Source organism: Mesorhizobium tianshanense (assembly GCF_007830515.1).
Taxonomy (GTDB): domain Bacteria; phylum Pseudomonadota; class Alphaproteobacteria; order Rhizobiales; family Rhizobiaceae; genus Mesorhizobium; species Mesorhizobium tianshanense.
The window spans coordinates 95516-114779 of record NZ_VLKT01000024.1; the positions used below are offsets into that span (position 1 = coordinate 95516).

Here is a 19264-nt window from a genome sequence, read left to right on the forward strand (position 1 = left end):
CGAACCCCGTTCATCACAACAAAATAGCGCGCAGTTGCCGGCGCGCCCTAAGAATCACTGATAGGAAACCAGCGTTGCGCCATTTTCATGGCTGAAATCTGGCTTTACGCCAAGCATGGAAGCTGAACGTCGGATGATGTTCGCGGCCATGACGCCTGCATTCGAGGCGGCCGTCGCACCCATGCCGGGTTTTTCCGGCTTCGGTTCGTCGGCGATCGTAAGCACGACGTATTGCGGGTCGTCCATCGGGAAAGCCGCGACGAAGGCGTTGAAATTCTTGTCCTTTGAGTAGCGGCCGTTGACAACCTTCTCGGCCGTTCCCGTCTTGCCGCCGACGCGATAGCCCGGAACCCTAGCGTTCCTGCCTGACCCTTTCTCGGCATTCAGTGCGTAGAGATAGCGCATGCTCTCGACGGTCTTGTCGCTGACGACTTTCTTGGCCACCGCCATCGCCTGTTCCTGCGCGCGCTTCAGGAATGTCGGCTGGATCAGATAGCCGCCGTTCAGCAGCGCGGCGCAGCCGACCGCCGTCTGCAGCGGCGTCGTCGACACACCGTGACCGAAGGCGATGGTGATCGAATGGACCTGTTTCCAGACTTTCGGTTCGGTCGGGCGGGCGACCTCGGGCAGTTCCGTCTGCATCCTCTCGAGGATCCCCAGGCGATGCAGGAATTCGCGATGCCCCTGGATGCCGACCGCTTCGGCTTCCTTGGCCGAACCGATGTTGGACGAGTAGATGAACACTTCGGGCACCGACAGCACCCGGGCCTTGCCATGAAAGTCATGGATGGTCTGACGGCCGATCCTGATCGGGCGCGAAGCGTCGAAACGGCTTTCCAGCGTCACCTTGCCGGAATCGAGCGCCATGGCGGTGGTAAAGCTCTTCAAGGTCGAACCCATTTCATAGAGACCGGCCGACATGCGGTTCAAGCGGTCCTTGTCCTGCGCATTGTAGGGATTGTTGGGATCGAAATCCGGAACCGAGGCCATCGCCATCACTTCGCCGGTCTTGATGTTGAGAACGACGGCGCCCGCCGCGATCGCGCGGTATTTCTCCATGCCGGTGGCGACCTCGTCACGCACGATGTGCTGGACGCGCAGGTCGATCGAGAGCCGCACCGGCTTCAGATCCTTGGCAACCGCCAGGCCCGACGCCTGAAGGTCGCTCAGCCCCTGTTCATCGATATATTTCTCCATGCCGGAGATGCCCTTGTTGTCGATGTTGGTGAGACCGACAATGTAGGATGAGGTTTCACCGGCCGGATAGAATCGGCGCTTTTCGGTGCGGAAGCCAAAGCCGGGAATGCCGAGCTGCATGATGTCAGATTGTTGCTTAGGCGTCAGTTGCCGCTGCAGCCAGACGAAGCCAGCGCCGCTCTTCAGCTTGTGGTAGGTCTGCTCGTAGTCAATTTCGGGAAGCACCATCGACAGTTTTTCGATCGCTTCGTCTGCGTCGACGATGCGGCGCGGTTCGGCAAACAGCGACGCCGTTTTTATGTCCGTAGCCAGCACTTCGCCGTTGCGATCGACGATGTCGGGCCGTGACGCCGTTACCCGGCTCTGCGGGCCGCCGGACAGGTCGGGATTCTGGAAACCCAGATAGACCAGCCGCCCGGTGATGGTCGAATAGATGCCGAAGAAAACCGCCATCGTCATCACGATGCGGGTCCTTCCCTTGCCGCCGGTCGCCTTGCGGGCGCCTTCGACCACAATCGATCCGCCTTCCGACTTGGCGCGGCCCTTCAGCAGCCTGGAGATCGATGGAAGCCTGGCGATCATTGGACGATGCCTCCGGTCACCACGGGGTCCTTGCCGTCCAAGGATCCCTCGCCAGAACTGTCGGCCATGCCGCCCAGCCGCTGGGACGAAAGGTCCTCGATGGTGACGGGTTTTGCCGGCAGATCGTCCAGCCCGATGATCTGGCGAGCATTGACCGGCTCGAGCGCGAGCTGCGATTTGTAGATCTCAGCCAGCTTTTGCAGGCGCGACGGCTGGGTAAGCAGGCTCCAGTCCGCCTTCAGGAGGTCGATTGTGTCCTCCTCGTAGCGGATCTGCGCCTGGAGCTTGTGCACCGCCGCCAATTGTTCCTCGGCCTCGCGCTTGGTCTTGTAGGTCAGGGCCGCAGCCGAGACCATGACGGCGATAAGGACTATGTCGCTGGTACGAAACACGTGCTCACCTCTCTCCCGGCCTGTCGGTGCCGGGAAGTTTTGGATCAGGAAGTTTTGGAAGCCCGAAAATCGAAAAGTCGCCGGCGCGCGCCGGCGCGTCGGTGCGCACAGCAGTGCGCAGCCTTGCCGAGCGCGCGCGCGGATTGGCTGATATCTCGGCGTCATCGGGCGTCACGCCGCCGCCTGCTTTTTTGAAGGTGGCGGTGCGCGCCTGGACCTCGGGCAGGTGCCGCGATCCGGTCGCCGCATCGGCGCGATCGGCGATGAAGCGTTTGACGATGCGGTCTTCCAGCGAGTGGAAGGTCACCACGGCCAGCCGTCCGCCCGGTTTCAGCACGCGTTCAGCCGCAAACAGCGCTTTGGCCAGTTCGCCAAGTTCGTCATTGACGAAAATGCGCAGCGCCTGGAAGACGCGGGTCGCTGGATGAATCTTGTCCTTGGGCGCGCGGCCGATATGCGTCTCGATAGCGTCGGCAAGGTCGAGCGTGCGCTCGAACGGACGTTTTTCGCGACGGCTTTCGATCATGCGGGCGATGCGGCCGGCATGGCGCTCTTCCCCGAGAAACCCGAAGATGCGGGCAAGGTCTCCCACCTTGAAGCTGTTGACGACATCGGCGGCGCTCAGGCCTGTTTGCGCCATGCGCATGTCGAGCGGCCCATCGGCGCGGAACGAAAAGCCGCGCTCCGCTTCGTCGATCTGCATGGAGGACACGCCGATGTCGAGCACGACGCCGTCAGCGCTTTCAACATGCTCGTCCAATGTCGAGAACGGCGCCTGAACGAGCCTGAGCTTGCCGCCCGCTTGTTGTTCGAGGACACGACCCGCAGCGATCGCATCCGGATCGCGGTCGATGGCGACGACCGAGGCGCCGCTTGCCAGAATGGCTTTGGTATAGCCGCCGGCGCCGAAGGTGCCGTCGACGATCACCTCGCCGGCTTTGGGCGAAAGCGCCTCCAGCACTTCGGCAAGGAGGACCGGAATGTGACGGGCCGGTCCGCCAACGGCGTGAGGGTCATCGCCGTAGCCCGCCATCATTCCGGTCGCTCCCCAGGCTTCGTCCCCTGCCGAAGCTGCAAAAGCCGGGCGCGTGCTTCCGCCCCATAGGCGGTGAGCCGTCCAGGTTCCCAGATCTGAAAGAAATTGCCGCGGCCGACAAAAGCCACTTCCGCGGCAATGCCCGTATGCTCGCGGATGAAATCGGTCATCGTGATGCGGCCGTCCTGATCGAGCTTCAGGAAGGCTCCGTCGCCGTGGCAGAAGAACGACATGTCGTCCGCCGTCTGCAGGAAAGGGTCTTCCTGCGCGATGCGCTGCTCGTAGCGGTCGAGGAGGTCGAGCCCGCCGACATCCATCGCCGGACGATCCAGGCAGCGAAGCCCATAGAGTTCCGAATAGCCGCGTTTCTGCACAACCGCACGGAAATGCGCCGGAACGGACACCCGCCCCTTCGCATCGACCTTGTTCACCGCGTTTGACAGAAACCGGTCCATTACGCGTTACGGCCGCTTGCGCCGCCGCACCCCTCTGCATCTTCCCGCCGCGCCGCCGCGGCGCGGTCCCTGCCCAAAACTCACTTCGTTCCGAGAGGCGAAAACAGGCAAACGCGCAGCCGCCGCGGCTGCCCGATTGGCGTACGCTTCACCCTGACGCGGAACGAAGGCTTGAATATCGTTATGGGATATCATGGGGTGTTATGGGCGTCAACGGGAACAGGCTTCACAAACGCGCACGCCACGACCGTGAGAGCAGCTTTGACGGCACTCCCGTCTTTATCCTCCATTAAGCCTAACGAAGCGTTTAGAGCCGCTTGGCCTAACCGGAGGCGGCTTGCCGCGGATCGCCACCACGCATAGCGTCGGCCCGTCTTTTCTTGGTCAGAAACAGATTCTTTTCCCGGTTAGAAACAAGGTTTGAAATCCATGCCCGACACAGCCAGGTCACGCGCCGCGACCCTTCCCCACCTGCGCCGAGGCAGGCTTGCCAAAGGCGACCCAATTCCCCTGCCCCTAACTATGGCCGCCATTTTTCACGCGCCTGGCGACGCCACCGGCTTCGATCAATACGGCCGCTTCAGCAATCCGACCTGGGATGCGGTCGAGCACATGCTGGCGCACCTGGAAGGCGCGCCATGCGTCACCTTTCCTTCGGGAATGGCTGCGATCTCGGCGGTTTTTTTCGGGCTGCTAAAAGCAGGCGACCGTATCCTGCTGCCGTCGGACGGCTATCACACCACGCGGGCGCTGGCAGAACGCTTCCTCAAGCCTTTCGGCGTCGCCTACGATCTCCGGCCGACATCGACCTTCCTCGATGGCGGCTTCGATGGATATCGACTGGCCTTCGTCGAGACGCCCGCCAACCCAGGATTGGATCTCTGCGACATTGCCGCTGTCGCCGAAGCCGTGCACAAAGCGGGCGCAATCCTTGCGGTCGACAACACGACGATGACGCCCTTCGGCCAGCGCCCACTCGATCTCGGCGCCGACATCGTCGTTGCCGCCGACACCAAGGCGCCCAACGGCCATTCCGACGTCCTGTTCGGCCATGTCGCCAGCCGCAATGCGGACATCATCGCCGCCGTATCCGGCTGGCGTGAGACCTCAGGCTCTATTCCTGGCCCGTTCGAGGCATGGCTGGTGCATCGCGGCCTCGAAACGCTGGAGGTTCGTTTCGACCGGATGTGCGCTTCCGCCGAAGTGATAGCGCGCCGGCTGAAGGACCATCAGGCGGTCAGCGGCTTGCGCTTTCCGGGTCTGGAAAGCGACCCTTCGCACAATCTCGCTTGCGCCCAGATGGAGCGCTTCGGTTTTCTGATCTCCTTCGTGCTCGCCTCGGAGGACAAGGCCGAGGACTTCATCAACAATTGCGCACTCATGCAGGCGGCGACGTCGTTCGGAGGCGTGCATACCTCCGCCGAACGGCGGGCGAAAAGAGGAGATGCCGTTCCGCTAGGCTTCGTTCGCCTGTCGGTCGGCTGCGAGCCGGTGGAAGAGCTTTGGCAAGCGATCGAGGCGTCGCTAGACGGCGTCAGCGGCTGAACGACCCGATCACGAACTCAGATCGTCGGCTTCGATACTGCGTCGGCCATGCAGCAGGCGCAGAATTTCGATCGCATCTTCGCCGACACGGTACAAGGTAAGATATTCGCCGACCACCAGATAGCGGATGCCTGGCGCAATGTCTTCGCGCGGCGCGCCCGAGAAGGGATAAGTCGCCAGTTGCTGCCAGCGGGCTTCGATCCGGTCGAGCAGCCGGTCCGCGGCAGCCTCGTCGTCTCGCGCGATATGAAGCCAGATCGCGATCAAATCCTCTTCTGCATTTGCAGTTCGGATGATGGGCAGCAAATTCATGCCGCGTTATCGGATTTCAATCGTCTACGCGCTTCGGCCTTGATTTCGTCGATCGACGCAAATCGTCCCGGCCCGCTGTCGATCCCTTCCTGCACCAGTTTACGCAACTCCTCGACCGTATAGCCGTGCAGATCGCGCCGGTCCTTCCATTGCCTGAGCGCGTCGCGGATCACCTCGCTCGCCGAAGCGTACTCGCCGGCGGCAACCACGTCGTCGACCGCCGCCGCCAGTTCGGGCGAAAGCGTGATGCTGCGTTTGTCGACCTGACCCATAATGCGCTCCTGACACTATCCACCGCGGATGGTACGATTTAATCGCACCGACTTCAAGAATGTCGCCATGTCTCGCTGCTTCCGGCGAAGCTGATTCAGTTTCTGAACCGCCTGAACCAGCAGGCGCGCCCGAAGGCGCAACCTACTGATATCAGGGATTTTCTTGTAGAATCTGGAGAAATTGCCAGCTGGCCTGTAAGCCGGGTTCTGTATGGCCCTCGCCCCTGCCGGGGCGAGAACGTGGCGGCCATTCATCTTGGGCGCATGTTGCCATGTGCCTCACGCAACCTACCCGGACGGTGGGCCGGAAACAGCCCCCGAGGGTTTCCCCTCGCACCGTCCCTATTCGGTCTTGCTCCCGGTGGGGTTTACCGTGCCGCTCCTGTTGCCAGTCGCGCGGTGGGCTCTTACCCCACCCTTTCACCCTTACCACGGTAAAACCGTGGCGGTCTGCTTTCTGTGGCACTTTCCCTAGGGTCGCCCCCGCCGGCCATTAACCGGCACCGTGTCTCCATGGAGCCCGGACTTTCCTCACCCGCAGCCTTTCGGCTTCGCGGGTGCGGCCGCCCGGCCAGCTGGCAAGGCGTATAAAGGGGTTCACGTCTGAAAACGCAAACAAAAAAGCAAGTTCCGGCTTATTACGCCGGCGCTCCAAGTGCGGCCAACTGCACCTTGACCTTGCCGCAATAGGCCGCGGACACCGGGTTCATGCGCTTGGCGCCATGGCCGGCATTGTATTTGAGGATCGTGCCGCAGGTCGTGCCGCCGCCGAGGTCCCGCGCCATGGCGAGGTATTTCATGCCGTATTTGATGTTGGTATCCGGATCGTAGAGACCCTTGATCGAACCGCTGTACCCCATCATCCGCGCCGTCGACGGCTTGATCTGCATCAGGCCGATCTCGCCTGCACTGCCCACCTGGTTCGGCTGGAAGTTGCTCTCGATCTTGATGACGGCCTTGGCGAGCGAGACCGGCACACCATAGCTGGCCGCATGACGCTCGATGATCGTCGAGAATTGACCGCTGCCGCCAGCGGCCGCCGTCGACGCCGCCTTGCCTTTCCGGCCGATCGACGCCGTCGTCGTCCGGTCGATGCGTTTCCTGTTGCGCTTCACATGCCGCTTGGAGACTGCCTTTTCTGCAGAGACTTGCTTTTTTGCAGAGGCTGGCTTTTTTGCAGAGGCTGGCTTTTTCACCTTTACCGCAGCCGCTTTTTCCGCCTTTGCGGAGGCCGTCCTTTTTATCTTTTTCTCCTTTGCGCTTTGGCCGGCTTTTGGTACGGCGGTTTTGCCAGATGCGGTAATGAAACCCTGGTCGGCCCGCTGGCTCAGCGGCGCGCCATTGGCCGCACCGATGGCAAAAGTCATTACGCCGACAGCAACAGCTGCCGTTACAACGGTCAATTTCTGCATGTGATCCTGTTCTGTTTGAACCGCGCGAAGAGTTTCACGCAGCTACCCTAATTCAACATCGGAACATCTCGGAGGGTGTTAGATCCGACAACTTGCACGGATCGCCTTTGACGATCGAATTGGCGGCAAAGAAGGCGAAGCAAATCACTTTGAGTGACAAATTGTAACTCAACGAGCAGGAAAAAGACTATCTGGGCGGAACTGTCCTCACGGAAGCAACCAGCCTTTCCAGCGTGCGGATTGTCGACCCGTCCGCCAAACCATCGACCAAACGCTGCCGGAAGTGCCGCTGGAAAGCTTCGACAACGATTTCGGTCTGCCGGTCGAAAACGCCCGATATCTCCACGCCATAGCCGTAGAGCGCCAGCATCGACTGCAGCGCCTCGACCTCTGCATTCGCGTCCGCGGCCTTCAGCACCGCGCCGCGCCTGACGGGTGCCGCTTCGACGAAATGGCCGACACCGGCCTCGAACAGGGCCTTCCAAGGGAATTTCTCGCCGGGATCGATTTTGCGTCCCGGCGCCACGTCGGAATGGGCGAGCACGCGTTGAGCTGGAATAAAATGGCGCTGGACGATCCCCTCGCACAGGCCGATCACCGCATCGATCTGCCGTTTGGGAAAATTCCGATAGCCCAGCGAATGCCCCGGATTGACGATCTCGATGCCGACCGAACAGGAGTTGATGTCGGTGCGCCCGAACCAGGAACCCTTGCCGGCATGCCAGGCACGGTCGCTTTCCCTGACCATCTGGACGATGTGGCCGTCCTCATGGACGAGATAGTGCGACGACACTTCGCTGGCCGGATCGCATAGCCAGGCTTCGGCGCCGCCGCCGGTCTTCATGCCGGTGTAGTGCAGCACGATCATGTCGGGCTTTGCCGTCTCGCGGCGTGGACCGAAATTCGGCGATACTCTTACCTCGGCGCTCGGCTCGTCGGGCAGGAAGCCGCTCATGCGTGCCGCAGGCCTCGTTCGATCATCTCATAGGCCGCGTTGATCGCCGCTATCCTGCTCGTTGCGATCTTGATGAATTCCTGCGGCAGGCCGCGCGCGATCAGCCGGTCCGGATGGTTGTCCGAAACCAGCTTGCGATAACGCTTTCGGACCTCCTCGAACGGTTTTCCCCGTTCGATGCCGAGCACGACATAGGGATCGGCCGCACCCAGATCGACGTGCCGCGCCAGAATGCTCTGGTAATGCGCCTCCTCGATCCGGAAGATCTCGGCGATGCGATGCAGGAACTGGCCTTCCCGCTCGTGGACCAGCCCGTCGGCCTTGGCGATATGGAACAGCCCGTCGAGGATATCCTCCAGCATCACGCAGTTCGAATGGCCTGAGCCGCAAAGCTGCGCCATCCGCTCGGCATAGGTCTCAAAGCCGGCGATGTCGCGCTTGGCCAGATCGTAGAGCCGCGCCACGTTACGCGTCTGCTCCTTCGGCACTTCGAATATTTCCTGGAAGGCGCGCACCTCGTCCTGCGTGACGATGCCGTCGGCCTTGGCCATCTTGGCCGACAGCGCGATCATCGCCACCGAGAAAGCAACGCGCCGGCGCAGGTCCGCATCGCCGGAGAAAACCGTTCGCACGGCCTCGACGACGTCGGCGACACCCGACGAGGTTGAGGACGAAACGCGTGTGATGAAGTCGCCGAGGCGATCCCAAATCGACATGAGCACCTATTAGGGCCAACCGGCCACCGCTATCAAGCGAAGACAGTGCCGCAGGGCCCGACCCAATCGATTTCGCGGACTCTGGTCGTTCGTTGCCCTCCTCACGGCGAGCTTCGGCCTTCTCGGGGAAACTGGCGCGGAAAATGCCGGGCTGGGACGGCCCTGGGCGAAAAAGTGATGGGCGCGGCCACGCTTTCGCCTTTGCGGTGACGGCGGTTACCGCTTTCGACCGCAAGGCGCGTGTCCCGAATCCGTCAGAAGGCCGGCGTCACGCCGGCCTTCTGTTCGTTACATCAGACCTACTCCGCGGGCGCAGCTGGCTCTGCTGGAGCCGGCTCGGCCGGCTGCGTGGCGTCAGGAGCCGGCTGCATCGGCTGTTCGGCCGCCGGCGGATTGGTGCTCTGCGTGGTTGTACCGTCCCCGCCCGTGCCGCTGTCGCTGCAAGCGGCGACGCCAAGCAGGGCAAGCGCCGAAACCGACGCAAGAATGAGTTTCTTCATGATATCTCTCCTCTAGTCACGCCCCCGCTACCGGTGGCGATCTAGGACAGAATGCATAAGGTGCCTATGAGTTTCATAACGTTGCATTTCCGTATGTAACATCCTCCTCTTTGGCTGTTGCCGGCCAAGCCATGGCGAATTAACACATTGAATCAATAAAATGCCTGGAGCAGCTGCCGTGACCGCCAAATGGGATTTCTGGATTGACCGCGGCGGCACCTTCACCGATGTCATCGGCCGTGACCCGAAAGGCGGGCTGCATCCGCGCAAGCTGCTGTCCGAGAATCCTGAAGCCTATACCGACGCCGCCATACAAGGCATTCGCGAGCTGCTCGGATTGAAATCCGGCGCGCCGATTCCGTCCAGCGTGATCGGCGACATCAAGATGGGCACCACGGTTGCCACCAACGCGCTTCTGGAACGTAAGGGCGACCGTGTGCTGCTGCTCGTCACCAGGGGATTTCGCGACGCGCTGAGGATCGCCTATCAGGCGCGGCCCGACATCTTCGCCAAGGAGATCATTCTTCCCGAACAGCTCTACGAGCGCGTTATCGAGGTCGACGAGCGCGTACGCGCCGACGGCCGCGTCGAACGGCTGCTCGACATCGCCGCCGTTCGCCCGGCCATCGAACAGGCCAGGGCCGACGGCATCGACGCCGTGGCGATCGTCTTCATGCATGCCTGGAAATATCACGACCACGAAAAGGCGGTTGCGAAAGTCTGCAGAAAGCTGGGCTTTCGCCAAGTCTCGGTCAGTCACGAGGTCTCGCCGCTCGTCAAGTTGGTCGGCCGGGGCGACACCACCGTGGTCGACGCCTATCTGTCGCCGATTCTGTCGAGATATGTACAGAAGGTTGGCCAAGAGCTCGGCGTTCTCTCCCCCCTTGAGGGGGAGATGTCGGCAAAGCCGACAGAGGGGGTCGCCCAAGACAGCGTGAGGCCTCAAGGAACGTCGAACCCAGTCGAGCCGACCCCACCCGGCGGCTTCGCCGCCACCCTCCCCTCGGGGGGGAGGGAAAGCCCCCGCCTCATGTTCATGATGTCGTCGGGTGGCCTCACCGCCGCCGACATGTTCCAGGGCAAGGACGCGTTGCTGTCCGGCCCGGCCGGCGGCGTCGTCGGTATGGTCGAGACGGCGAAGCTCGCCGGTTTTGGCAAGGTCATCGGCTTCGACATGGGTGGCACATCTACCGACGTCGCCCACTACGACTGCGACTATGAGCGCGCCTTCGACACCGAGGTTGCCGGCGTGCGCATCCGTGCGCCGATGATGCGCATCCACACCGTCGCCGCCGGCGGCGGCTCGATCCTGCACTACGAGGCCGGCCGCTTTCGCGCCGGGCCGGATTCGGCCGGCGCCAATCCCGGCCCGGCCGCGTACCGGCGCGGCGGCCCGCTGGCCGTCACCGACGCCAATGTCATGCTGGGCAAGCTGCAGCCCGATTTCTTCCCGTCCATTTTCGGACCCGGGCAGAACGAGCCGCTCGACGTGCAAACCGTGCGCGAGAAATTCGCGGCACTCGCCGCCCAAATCGGCGATGGGCGCTCACCGGAGGCTGTCGCCGAAGGGTTTGTCACCATCGCCGTGGAAAACATGGCCAACGCCATCAAGAAGATTTCCGTGCAGCGCGGCTACGACGTCACCGAATATCTCCTGAACTGTTTTGGCGGCGCCGGCGGCCAGCACGCCTGCCTCGTTGCCGACGCACTCGGCATGGAGGCGGTGCTGATCCATCCCTTCTCCGGCCTGCTTTCGGCCTATGGCATTGGGTTGTCCTCGGTTTTTGCTTCGCGCCAGCAGGCGCTGCTGAAACCGCTGGCGCAAGACTCCTGGCCGGCAATCGACGAGCTCATCGCGACATTGCGAAAAGCCGTCATCGACGAGCTTGCAGCGCAAGGCATCACCGACGACGCCGTCGCCTCGAAACCGGTGCTGCAGGTCCGCTACGACGGCACCGATACCGCGCTGCCGGTGAATTTCGAGCACGGCTCGATCGAACGGGCCAAGGGCGATTTCGAAACGGCCCACAAGGCGCAGTTCGGTTTCGTCTATGACGACAAGCCGATGATCGTGGAATCGGTCGGCGTCGAAGGCATCGACACCGGCGACGCCGGCCGCGAGGAAAGTGATTCAGTCCTTGAGGACATGGCCGCAAACCCTTCGGAGCGCCGGCAAATCTTCACCGACGGCACCTGGCGCGACGCCGGCATCTTCCGCCGCGAGGCGCTCAAACCGGGGCACAAGGTTGCCGGCCCTGCCCTGATCATTGAGCCGAACCAGACCATCGTCGTCGAGCCGGGCTGGCAGGCCGGGATCACCGGCAGGAACCATGTGCTCCTGCGACGCATCGAGAAAAAGCGCCGGCAGGCGGCGCTCGGCACCGAGGCCGATCCGGTCATGCTGGAGGTCTTCAACAATTTGTTCATGTCGATCGCCGAGCAGATGGGCGTGACGCTGCAAAACACCGCCTATTCCGTCAACATCAAGGAACGGCTGGATTTCTCCTGCGCCGTCTTCGACCGGCATGGCGCGCTGGTCGCCAACGCGCCGCACATGCCGGTGCATCTCGGCTCCATGGACCGTTCGGTGGAAACCATCATCCGGCTCAACTCCGGCGACATCCATCCCGGCGACGTCTTTGCCCTCAACGCGCCCTACAATGGCGGCACGCATCTGCCTGACATTACCGTTGTCACGCCGGTGTTCGAAGGAGAGCGCCCGGTCTCCCCGCTTGAGGGGGAGACCGGCCAATCGCCGAAGATCCTCTTTTACGTCGCCTCACGTGGCCACCATGCCGACATCGGCGGCACGGCGCCCGGCTCGATGACGCCGCTTGCCACCACCGTCGACGAGGAAGGCGTGCTGTTCGACAATTTCCGCATCGTCGATCGCGGCAGGTTTCGCGAGAAGGAACTGGAAACGCTGCTCACGGACCACCCTTACCCGGCACGCAATCCGCACCAGAACATCGCCGACCTCAAAGCGCAGATTGCCGCCAACGAAAAGGGCGTCGCCGAGCTTCGCAAGATGGTCGCGCATTTCGGCCTTGGCGTGGTGGAGGCCTATATGGGCCATGTCCAGGACAACGCGGCCGAAAGCGTGCGCCGGGTGCTGGAGCGGCTGCCCGACAGTTCCGTATACGAGTATCCAACCGACACCGGCCAGATCATCAAGGTGAAGATATCGGTCGACCGGCAGAAGCGTGCGGCGACCGTCGACTTCACCGGCACGTCGCCGGTGATGAAGAACAATTTCAACGCACCGGAGCCGGTCGCCCGCGCAGCCGTGCTTTATGTCTTCCGCGTCATGGTCGAGGACATGATCCCGATGAATGCCGGATGTCTCCGGCCCATCAACATCATCATCCCCGATGGCTCGATGCTGAAACCCGCCTACCCGGCTGCCGTCGTCGCCGGCAATGTCGAGACCTCCCAGCATGTCACCAACGCGCTGTTCGGCGCCATGGGCGCGATGGCCAACGCGCAAGGCACGATGAACAATCTCACCTTCGGCAACAAGCAATACCAGTATTACGAGACGATCTGTTCCGGCTCACCGGCAGGCCGGATGAACTCCGGCCACGGCTTTGCCGGCACTTCCGGCGTCCACACCCACATGACCAATTCGCGCCTCACCGACCCGGAAGTGCTGGAACTACGTTTTCCCGTCCTGCTCGAGGATTTTCACATCCGCGAAGGCTCCGGCGGCAAAGGCAGATGGAGTGCCGGCGACGGCACCAGGCGCACCATCCGTTTCCTCGAAAAGATGGAGTGCGCCATCCTGTCCTCGCATCGCAACCGCCCGCCGCAAGGCCTGGACGGCGGCGGTGACGGCGAGGCCGGCTCGACCAAAGTCCGTCGCAAGGACGGCGGCGTCGAAATCCTGAAGGCCTGCGACCAGACGGTGCTTGAGGCCGGTGAAGCCGTCATCGTGACGACGCCGACGCCGGGTGGGTTTGGTATGGCCTGAGCTGGCATCAACAAGACTGTCACCCGCCTGTCATGACCCTGCGTTACCCGCTTGCGCCAGAGCAAATGGGGAATCACCTCGTCATGACGGATCTTTCCGGAGAACTGGTTTTTCGCCGCGGCAAGGAAGTTGGCAAGGCCGTCTATCAGAATCGCCCTCTTTCAAAGGCTGGTCTCTCCGAACGGCTCTTCGCCTTCCTGTTTTCCGGCCTCGTCTATCCGCAGATCTGGGAAGATCCTGACGTCGACATCGAGGCGATGCAGCTTGGCCAGGGCCATCGCGTCGTCACCATCGCCTCGGGCGGCTGCAACATCCTCGCCTATCTCACCCGGTCGCCGGAAAGGATCGACGCCGTCGATCTCAACGCGGCCCATATCGCGCTGAACCGCATGAAGCTGGAGGCGGTGCGCCATCTGCCGTCCCAGGGCGACCTGTTCCGTTTCTTCGGCGCTGCCGAGACCCGTCACAATTCGCAAGCCTACGACCGCTTCATCGCGCCGCATCTCGACCCGGTCAGCCGTCACTACTGGGAACGTCGCAACTGGCGCCGCCGTCGCCGCATCATCGTCTTCGACCGCAATTTCTACCAGACCGGCCTGCTCGGCCTGTTCATCGCCATGGGCCACCGCACCGCCAAATTCTTCGGTGTCGACCCGGCCGGCATCATGGGAGCCAAAAGCCTTGCCGACCAGCGCCGCTTTTTCAACGAGGAGTTGGCGCCGGTCTTCGAAAAGCCGCTGCTGAAATGGGCCACCTCGCGAAAAGCCTCGCTGTTCGGGCTCGGCATTCCGCCGGCACAGTACGATTCGCTGATCACCTCGGGCGACGGCACCATGGCCAGCGTGCTGAAAGCCCGGCTCGAAAAGCTCGCCTGCGATTTTCCGTTGAAAAACAACTATTTCGCCTGGCAGGCTTTTGCCCGCCGTTATCCCAATCCCGGCGAGGCGGCACTGCCCGCCTATCTCGAAAAGCGCAACTACAAGACGATCCGCGATAACGTCGACCGCGTCGCCATCCACCATGCCAATCTGATCGAATTCCTCGCGGGCAAGGATGCCGGTTCGGTCGACCGCTTCGTCCTGCTCGACGCGCAGGACTGGATGACCGACGACCAGCTCAATGCGCTGTGGGCCGAGATCACCCGCACCGCTTCGACTGATGCCCGCGTCATCTTCCGCACCGCGGCCGAACCCAGCCTGTTGCCCGGCCGGGTCTCGAATTCGCTGCTCGACCAGTGGAGCTATGCGGACGAGGCTTCGCGCGAATTCTCGGCCCGCGACCGTTCGGCCATCTATGGCGGCTTCCACCTTTATGTGAAGCGGACCGCATGAGCACGAGCGAGCTGCCAGCCAGCCATGCCGAGCTGATGGACGGCGTCTATCGCTGGCAGCGCCATTTCTACGACCTGACCCGCAAATACTACCTGCTCGGCCGCGACCGGTTGATATCAGGGCTTGACGTGCCGGCCGACGGCACTGTGCTCGAACTCGGCTGCGGCACCGGCCGCAACATCGTGCTTGCCGCTCGCCGCTATCCCGCCGCACGTTTCTTCGGCCTCGATATTTCGGCCGAAATGCTGGAGACGGCGAGCGCCGCCATGATCCGCGAAGGCCTGTCCGGCCGTGTTGCGCTGGCGCGCGGCGACGCCACTGATTTCGACGCGAAAGCGCTATTCTCTGTCGAAAATTTCGACCGCATTTTTGTCTCGTACTCGCTGTCGATGATTCCCGGCTGGGAAAGGACGGTTTCAGCGGCACTTGCGGCCCTGTCACCTGGCGGCTCGCTGCACGTCGTCGATTTCGGCCAGCAGGAGGCCCTGCCCCGCTGGTTCCGCACGCTGTTGCGCGGCTGGCTGAGAAAATTCCACGTCGAGCCGCGTGAATCCCTGCGCGATGTCCTGGAATCGGAATCTGCAAAAATCGGCGCAAGCCTTCGATTCAGAACACTTTATCGCGGCTATGCATGGCTCGCCGTGGTCGGGCAGCGCAGCTAGTCAGGGTGTGTTGAAATTCAGGTCAGGCCGAGCCGGAGTCGAAGACAGGCAACTTCGCGCGTCAGGAGCGGACATTGCCGTCCATCTCGCCACGCTCTTCACGAGAACGAACTCTGAATCGGATTAGACTAGACTTGGCGAACGCCGCTTGTGTTTTCCGGCGCGAAAGGCCAACGCTCAACCGAGTATCCTCTTGACTCGTCCGGGCTTCCCGGTGCGGTCGCGCCATTTGCAAACATCGGCTCTCCAACAGCGACGGGGATTTTTGGCGACCGCAATGCAACTCAACCAGATATTGCGACTTGCCACACGGAGCAGCTGGAAATTTATCCTGCCCTCCTTCTACAAAACGCGAGAGCAGGCCATGATGGGCTAGTCGTATTCATCGCGAGACCGCTATCCTAGGAGAAGCGAAGCGGCCAAATGCGTAACTGGGTGACAAAGTTCTGGCGCTCGCTTTCTGCCGGCGGCCTCGTCGTGGGCACGCTGTTCTTCGTAGCTTCTCTTACGCCGACCCTTGTTCCTCGAACCTATCTGACCCAGGGCGTGCTCTCCGGGGCATGTTTCGCCGCCGGATACGGCATCGGAGTCGCGTGGCGCTGGCTGTGGGCCTATATGGAGCTTCCGGAACCGCGTGAGCGGTTCCTGCTTGCTCTCAAGATCGCCGTCGCGGCCATTTGCGCAGCAATCGCCATCTTGTTTTTATGGTGGGCAGCGGAATGGCAAAATTCAATCCGTCAACTGATGCACCTCGAACCCGTGACGAGCGCGCATCCGCTTGAAGTCTGCGTCATCGCGATCGTCACGTTCCTGATGCTCATCGCGCTGGCCCGGCTCTTCAAACGCATCTCCCGTTTGATTTCAGAAAGGTCGGGCCGCTTCGTCCCCCGCAGGGTTTCGAATGTGATCGGTTTCACTGTCGCGATACTGTTGTTCTGGGCGGTCGCAAATGGCGTGCTCGTGCGCTACGCGCTCTACGTCGCCGATTCGTCCTTCGCAACGTTTGATGCCCTCGTCGAACCGGATCGAGCGCAGCCGACACCTCAGCTCAAGACCGGCAGTGCCGCTTCCCTCGTCAGCTGGAAAGAACTTGGACGGGCAGGACGAGAGTTCATCGCGACGGGACCTACCGCTAGCGAGATAAGCACGTTCACGCAAAAGGATGCGCGCGAACCCATCCGGGTCTATGTGGGGCTTCGGGCGGCCGACACTGCCGAAGAGAGGGCGCAACTTGCCCTTGAGGAATCAAAGCGTGTCGGGGCCTTCGAACGCTCCGTACTGGTCGTCATCACGCCTACCGGAAGTGGCTGGATCGATCCCGCCTCGATGGATTCGGTTGAATACCTCCACAATGGCGACGTGGCGAGTGTTGCCCAGCAGTACTCCTATCTGTCGAGCCCGCTATCGTTGTTGGTCGAGCCGGAATACGGCTCGGAAGCAGCAAGGGCTTTGTTTGCCGCAGTCTATGAATACTGGACGACGCTTCCCCACGACAGGCGACCCAAACTCTTCCTGCATGGCCTGAGCCTCGGAGCGATGAACTCCGAGAGATCGGTGGAGCTTTTCGAGATCCTTGGTGACCCTGTCCAAGGGGCGCTGTGGAGCGGTCCGCCCTTTGAGAGCAGAATTTGGCGCAGCATAACGGAGCATCGCAATGCCGGTACGCCCGCTTGGTTGCCGCGGTTCCGGAACGGTTCGTTCGTCCGCTTCATGAACCAGAATGGCGAGACCGGTCCGGCGGACGCGCCTTGGGGTCCCATGCGCATTGTCTACCTCCAATATGCCAGCGATGCGATTACGTTTTTCGATTATCGCGACTTCTATCGTCGTCCCGAGTGGATGGACGCTCCACGCGGCCCGGACGTCTCGCCGGAACTGCGGTGGTATCCGGTGGTATCGATGCTACAGTTGGCCCTTGACATGGCCGTCGCGACCAATACGCCGATGGGCTATGGTCATGTCTTTGCGCCCGAACACTACGTCGACGCGTGGCTCGCGGTGACTGATCCGCAGGGCTGGTCTGCCGACCAGATCGCGCGATTGAAGCAGTATCTTGCCGCTCGCGGCAGGATGTGATCGCTGCCTGCGACGAGTGCGTTATGCGAGCGGTTTGCTTACGAAAGTCAACACATTTGGCATTCGACTTTGGCTTTCCACACGACATAAGGAGATCCTCATCATGTCGGACAAACCTAAAAAAGGCCTCGACCGCCGGGATCTAATTGTAGCATCCATTGCCTCGGTAGGCGCGGCGGCCGTCTTCGCGGCCAATGCTGGTTCTGCGAACGCCCAGGACTCAGCGGCTTCATCTGTTAGCCCGACACCGGGTGCGCCATCAGCAACGGTCTATACCGGCGATGTGATCCAGGGGAAAAAAGTCGTCAGCGTGCTCGACGTCACCGACCTAGAGCCCGGCAAGAAGCATTTTTTGTATTTTCAGGGCGCGCAGATGCCCACCGGACAGCACTGGTATGTGTCTGTGACGGTCGCTAGGGGGGCAAAGCCGGGCAAGCGCGCTGTCCTGGTCAGTGGTGTGCATGGTGACGAGATGAGTTCTGTGCATGCGGTCCAGACCGTGATGAACCAACTTGATCCGGCGGAGATGTCGGGCACAGTGATGGCGGTCACGGACGTGTCCCGTCCAGCCATGGAAAGCATGCAGCGCAGATGGCCCAATTCTGGCAGGGGCATTGACCTGATCGACATGAATAGGGAATGGCCCGGCAACGAGAACGGTGCCAGTGCGGCCAGCCGCCACGCCGGTCTCCTGTTCAACCGGCTCCTTCGGCCGAACGCTGACATCGCAATCGACTTCCATACCGGGACGACCGGATTCGATGCCTCCGCATTCAATATTGGCGACATGGATGTGCCCGAGATCAAGGCGATGCTGGAACTTTATCCAGTGGGCCAGATCTTCGACAATCCTGTGTATCCAAGTGTCCTTCATAACGCGTTTGTCGCCGCGGGTATCCCATCCTTTTGTCCGGAGGTTGGTGCTGCGCGTATCCTCGACCTTGAGATGATTCCCCTATTCGTTGAAGGCACGATGAACGTCCTCAAGCATCATGGCATCCTTGCCGGGCCAATGGGACGCACGGGTAAGGATGTGAATGTTTTTGTCGGCAACAGTGCGTTCCCGATCCTGGCAACTCAGGCCGGGTTCGTCGAGCATCTGGTCAAGCTGAACGACAAGGTCGGACCCGGACAGAAGGTGGCCATTCAGCGTAACAGCTTCGGCGAGGTGGTTGCGGAGTACACCAGCAGCGTGGCTGGAGAGGTGGCGGGGCTGCGCAGCGATACGACGGCCGAGGCCGGCAATACGTTGGTATTTGTCCTTTTCCACAGGACGGCGTCGGAGGGCGTCGAGACTTATCCCGAGTAGTTCACACCCTGCCGAGGCGGCTTAGGTGAGCTGACCAGCGATCGCGGCAATCCAAACACGTCGCCGAAGTGGAGGCCGCGCCGACAGATTGAGCCTGACCGTGCTCGTCGGATCCGTACTCCAAAAACGACTGGCGACGGAGCGTCCGCTTTCCCACCCAACCTGCGTCGTCCCGGCTCTCGGCGTCAAATGTCCGAGAAGGGTCCGATTGTGTTGAAGAAGTCGGTGATTAAGCCGGGCGTTCTTTTCGCCGCGACGAGTTGCGATTGGGTCGAGGCGGCCTCCTTGCCCTAACTGGCTGGGATTGGCGTCCGGGTAGTGCAGATCTTGGCCAATTTCCTGAGGTTCTGGGCGATGGCTGCGAGGTGGAACTCATCGCGGGCACCACAGGGGCCGCGCAATCGCAGTCTGTCGAGCTTCAGGATGCGCTTGAGGTGCGCGAACAGCATCTCCACCTTCTTCCGTTGATAGCGTGAGGTTTGGTAGGCGTCGGTCTTGGCGATGTCGCGGGCCATGTCGCGCGCACCCTCATAGATCGAGCG

At 61.8% G+C, this 19264-nt stretch carries 17 protein-coding genes and 1 other RNA gene; 6 read left to right on the plus strand and 12 right to left on the minus strand.

Annotated features, from left to right (window positions below):
- Window positions 1-54: 54 nt before the first annotated feature.
- Genes IQ26_RS19690 through mraZ form a run of 4 tightly spaced genes read right to left on the minus strand, consistent with a single transcriptional unit; the run spans window position 55 to window position 3662 of the window.
- A complete protein-coding gene (locus tag IQ26_RS19690) occupies window positions 55-1779 on the minus strand; it encodes a peptidoglycan D,D-transpeptidase FtsI family protein (RefSeq protein ID WP_145720016.1) in 1725 nt (574 codons plus the stop codon).
- On the minus strand, window positions 1776-2171 hold the full coding sequence (ftsL, locus tag IQ26_RS19695) for a cell division protein FtsL (RefSeq protein WP_145720017.1): 396 nt from the start codon (window positions 2169-2171) through the stop codon (window positions 1776-1778). The genes IQ26_RS19690 and ftsL overlap by 4 nt, the downstream gene beginning before the upstream one ends.
- A 4-nt stretch (window positions 2172-2175) precedes the next feature.
- A complete protein-coding gene (gene rsmH / locus IQ26_RS19700; protein ID WP_145720018.1) occupies window positions 2176-3207 on the minus strand; it encodes a 16S rRNA (cytosine(1402)-N(4))-methyltransferase RsmH in 1032 nt (343 codons plus the stop codon).
- Window positions 3204-3662: a division/cell wall cluster transcriptional repressor MraZ gene (mraZ, locus tag IQ26_RS19705; RefSeq protein ID WP_145720019.1), complete on the minus strand. Its 459-nt coding sequence runs from the start codon at window positions 3660-3662 to the stop codon at window positions 3204-3206. The genes rsmH and mraZ overlap by 4 nt, the downstream gene beginning before the upstream one ends.
- A 429-nt stretch (window positions 3663-4091) precedes the next feature.
- Here mraZ and IQ26_RS19710 point away from each other — a divergent pair, with 429 nt between their 5' ends.
- Entirely contained in the window at window positions 4092-5207 is a 1116-nt protein-coding gene (locus IQ26_RS19710) for a cystathionine gamma-lyase (protein WP_145720020.1), read from the plus strand.
- 9 nt (window positions 5208-5216) lie between these two features.
- Here the strand turns inward: IQ26_RS19710 and IQ26_RS19715 are convergent, their stop codons facing one another.
- The 7 genes from IQ26_RS19715 to IQ26_RS19745 form a co-directional block, all read right to left on the minus strand.
- Entirely contained in the window at window positions 5217-5519 is a 303-nt protein-coding gene (locus IQ26_RS19715) for a type II toxin-antitoxin system RelE/ParE family toxin (RefSeq protein WP_145720021.1), read from the minus strand.
- Window positions 5516-5791, minus strand: coding sequence for a type II toxin-antitoxin system ParD family antitoxin (locus IQ26_RS19720; RefSeq protein WP_123151966.1), 276 nt, complete (start codon window positions 5789-5791; stop codon window positions 5516-5518). Before IQ26_RS19720 ends, IQ26_RS19715 begins: the two co-directional genes overlap by 4 nt.
- Window positions 5792-5971: 180 nt before the next feature.
- An RNA gene (gene rnpB / locus IQ26_RS19725) (RNase P RNA component class A) lies at window positions 5972-6370 on the minus strand.
- Window positions 6371-6429: 59 nt separating this feature from the next.
- The gene (locus tag IQ26_RS19730) at window positions 6430-7203 is read right to left on the minus strand and encodes a lytic transglycosylase domain-containing protein (RefSeq protein ID WP_145720022.1); all 774 of its coding nucleotides are present in this window, start codon (window positions 7201-7203) and stop codon (window positions 6430-6432) included.
- 187 nt (window positions 7204-7390) lie between these two features.
- Window positions 7391-8158: an N-acetylmuramoyl-L-alanine amidase gene (locus IQ26_RS19735; protein WP_145720023.1), complete on the minus strand. Its 768-nt coding sequence runs from the start codon at window positions 8156-8158 to the stop codon at window positions 7391-7393.
- Entirely contained in the window at window positions 8155-8874 is a 720-nt protein-coding gene (locus IQ26_RS19740; protein ID WP_145720024.1) for a J domain-containing protein, read from the minus strand. The genes IQ26_RS19735 and IQ26_RS19740 overlap by 4 nt, the downstream gene beginning before the upstream one ends.
- Window positions 8875-9173: 299 nt before the next feature.
- Window positions 9174-9374 (minus strand): hypothetical protein, encoded by a 201-nt coding sequence (locus tag IQ26_RS19745; protein ID WP_145720025.1) that lies wholly within the window; start codon window positions 9372-9374, stop codon window positions 9174-9176.
- Between the two features lie 178 nt (window positions 9375-9552).
- Between IQ26_RS19745 and IQ26_RS19750 the strand changes: the two genes are divergently transcribed.
- The 5 genes from IQ26_RS19750 (at window position 9553) to IQ26_RS19770 (ending at window position 18722) form a co-directional block, all read left to right on the plus strand.
- Window positions 9553-13344, plus strand: a complete 3792-nt coding sequence (locus IQ26_RS19750) for a hydantoinase B/oxoprolinase family protein (RefSeq protein ID WP_145720026.1) — start codon at window positions 9553-9555, stop codon at window positions 13342-13344.
- Window positions 13345-13376: 32 nt separating this feature from the next.
- Window positions 13377-14675: a BtaA family protein gene (locus tag IQ26_RS19755; protein ID WP_145720027.1), complete on the plus strand. Its 1299-nt coding sequence runs from the start codon at window positions 13377-13379 to the stop codon at window positions 14673-14675.
- Window positions 14672-15337: a class I SAM-dependent methyltransferase gene (locus tag IQ26_RS19760; protein WP_145720028.1), complete on the plus strand. Its 666-nt coding sequence runs from the start codon at window positions 14672-14674 to the stop codon at window positions 15335-15337. The genes IQ26_RS19755 and IQ26_RS19760 overlap by 4 nt, the downstream gene beginning before the upstream one ends.
- Before the next feature lie 423 nt (window positions 15338-15760).
- A complete protein-coding gene (locus IQ26_RS19765) occupies window positions 15761-17413 on the plus strand; it encodes an alpha/beta hydrolase (protein WP_145720029.1) in 1653 nt (550 codons plus the stop codon).
- Window positions 17414-17516: 103 nt separating this feature from the next.
- On the plus strand, window positions 17517-18722 hold the full coding sequence (locus IQ26_RS19770) for a M14 family metallopeptidase (RefSeq protein WP_145720030.1): 1206 nt from the start codon (window positions 17517-17519) through the stop codon (window positions 18720-18722).
- 290 nt (window positions 18723-19012) lie between these two features.
- Here IQ26_RS19770 and IQ26_RS19775 read toward each other — a convergent pair.
- Window positions 19013-19264: transposase (locus IQ26_RS19775; RefSeq protein WP_208760186.1), on the minus strand; the 252-nt coding region annotated here is incomplete at its 5' end.

Bases quoted from the DNA above. Each gene is read 5' to 3' on its own strand.
- IQ26_RS19690 (WP_145720016.1), bottom strand. From the start codon at position 1,779: ATGATCGCCAGGCTTCCATCGATCTCCAGGCTGCTGAAGGGCCGCGCC.
- rsmH (WP_145720018.1), bottom strand. From the start codon at position 3,207: ATGATGGCGGGCTACGGCGATGACCCTCACGCCGTTGGCGGACCGGCC.
- mraZ (WP_145720019.1), bottom strand. From the start codon at position 3,662: ATGGACCGGTTTCTGTCAAACGCGGTGAACAAGGTCGATGCGAAGGGG.
- IQ26_RS19710 (WP_145720020.1), top strand. From the start codon at position 4,092: ATGCCCGACACAGCCAGGTCACGCGCCGCGACCCTTCCCCACCTGCGC.
- IQ26_RS19715 (WP_145720021.1), bottom strand. From the start codon at position 5,519: ATGAATTTGCTGCCCATCATCCGAACTGCAAATGCAGAAGAGGATTTG.
- IQ26_RS19720 (WP_123151966.1), bottom strand. From the start codon at position 5,791: ATGGGTCAGGTCGACAAACGCAGCATCACGCTTTCGCCCGAACTGGCG.
- IQ26_RS19730 (WP_145720022.1), bottom strand. From the start codon at position 7,203: ATGCAGAAATTGACCGTTGTAACGGCAGCTGTTGCTGTCGGCGTAATG.
- IQ26_RS19735 (WP_145720023.1), bottom strand. From the start codon at position 8,158: ATGAGCGGCTTCCTGCCCGACGAGCCGAGCGCCGAGGTAAGAGTATCG.
- IQ26_RS19740 (WP_145720024.1), bottom strand. From the start codon at position 8,874: ATGTCGATTTGGGATCGCCTCGGCGACTTCATCACACGCGTTTCGTCC.
- IQ26_RS19745 (WP_145720025.1), bottom strand. From the start codon at position 9,374: ATGAAGAAACTCATTCTTGCGTCGGTTTCGGCGCTTGCCCTGCTTGGC.
- IQ26_RS19755 (WP_145720027.1), top strand. From the start codon at position 13,377: ATGACCCTGCGTTACCCGCTTGCGCCAGAGCAAATGGGGAATCACCTC.
- IQ26_RS19760 (WP_145720028.1), top strand. From the start codon at position 14,672: ATGAGCACGAGCGAGCTGCCAGCCAGCCATGCCGAGCTGATGGACGGC.
- IQ26_RS19765 (WP_145720029.1), top strand. From the start codon at position 15,761: ATGCGTAACTGGGTGACAAAGTTCTGGCGCTCGCTTTCTGCCGGCGGC.
- IQ26_RS19770 (WP_145720030.1), top strand. From the start codon at position 17,517: ATGTCGGACAAACCTAAAAAAGGCCTCGACCGCCGGGATCTAATTGTA.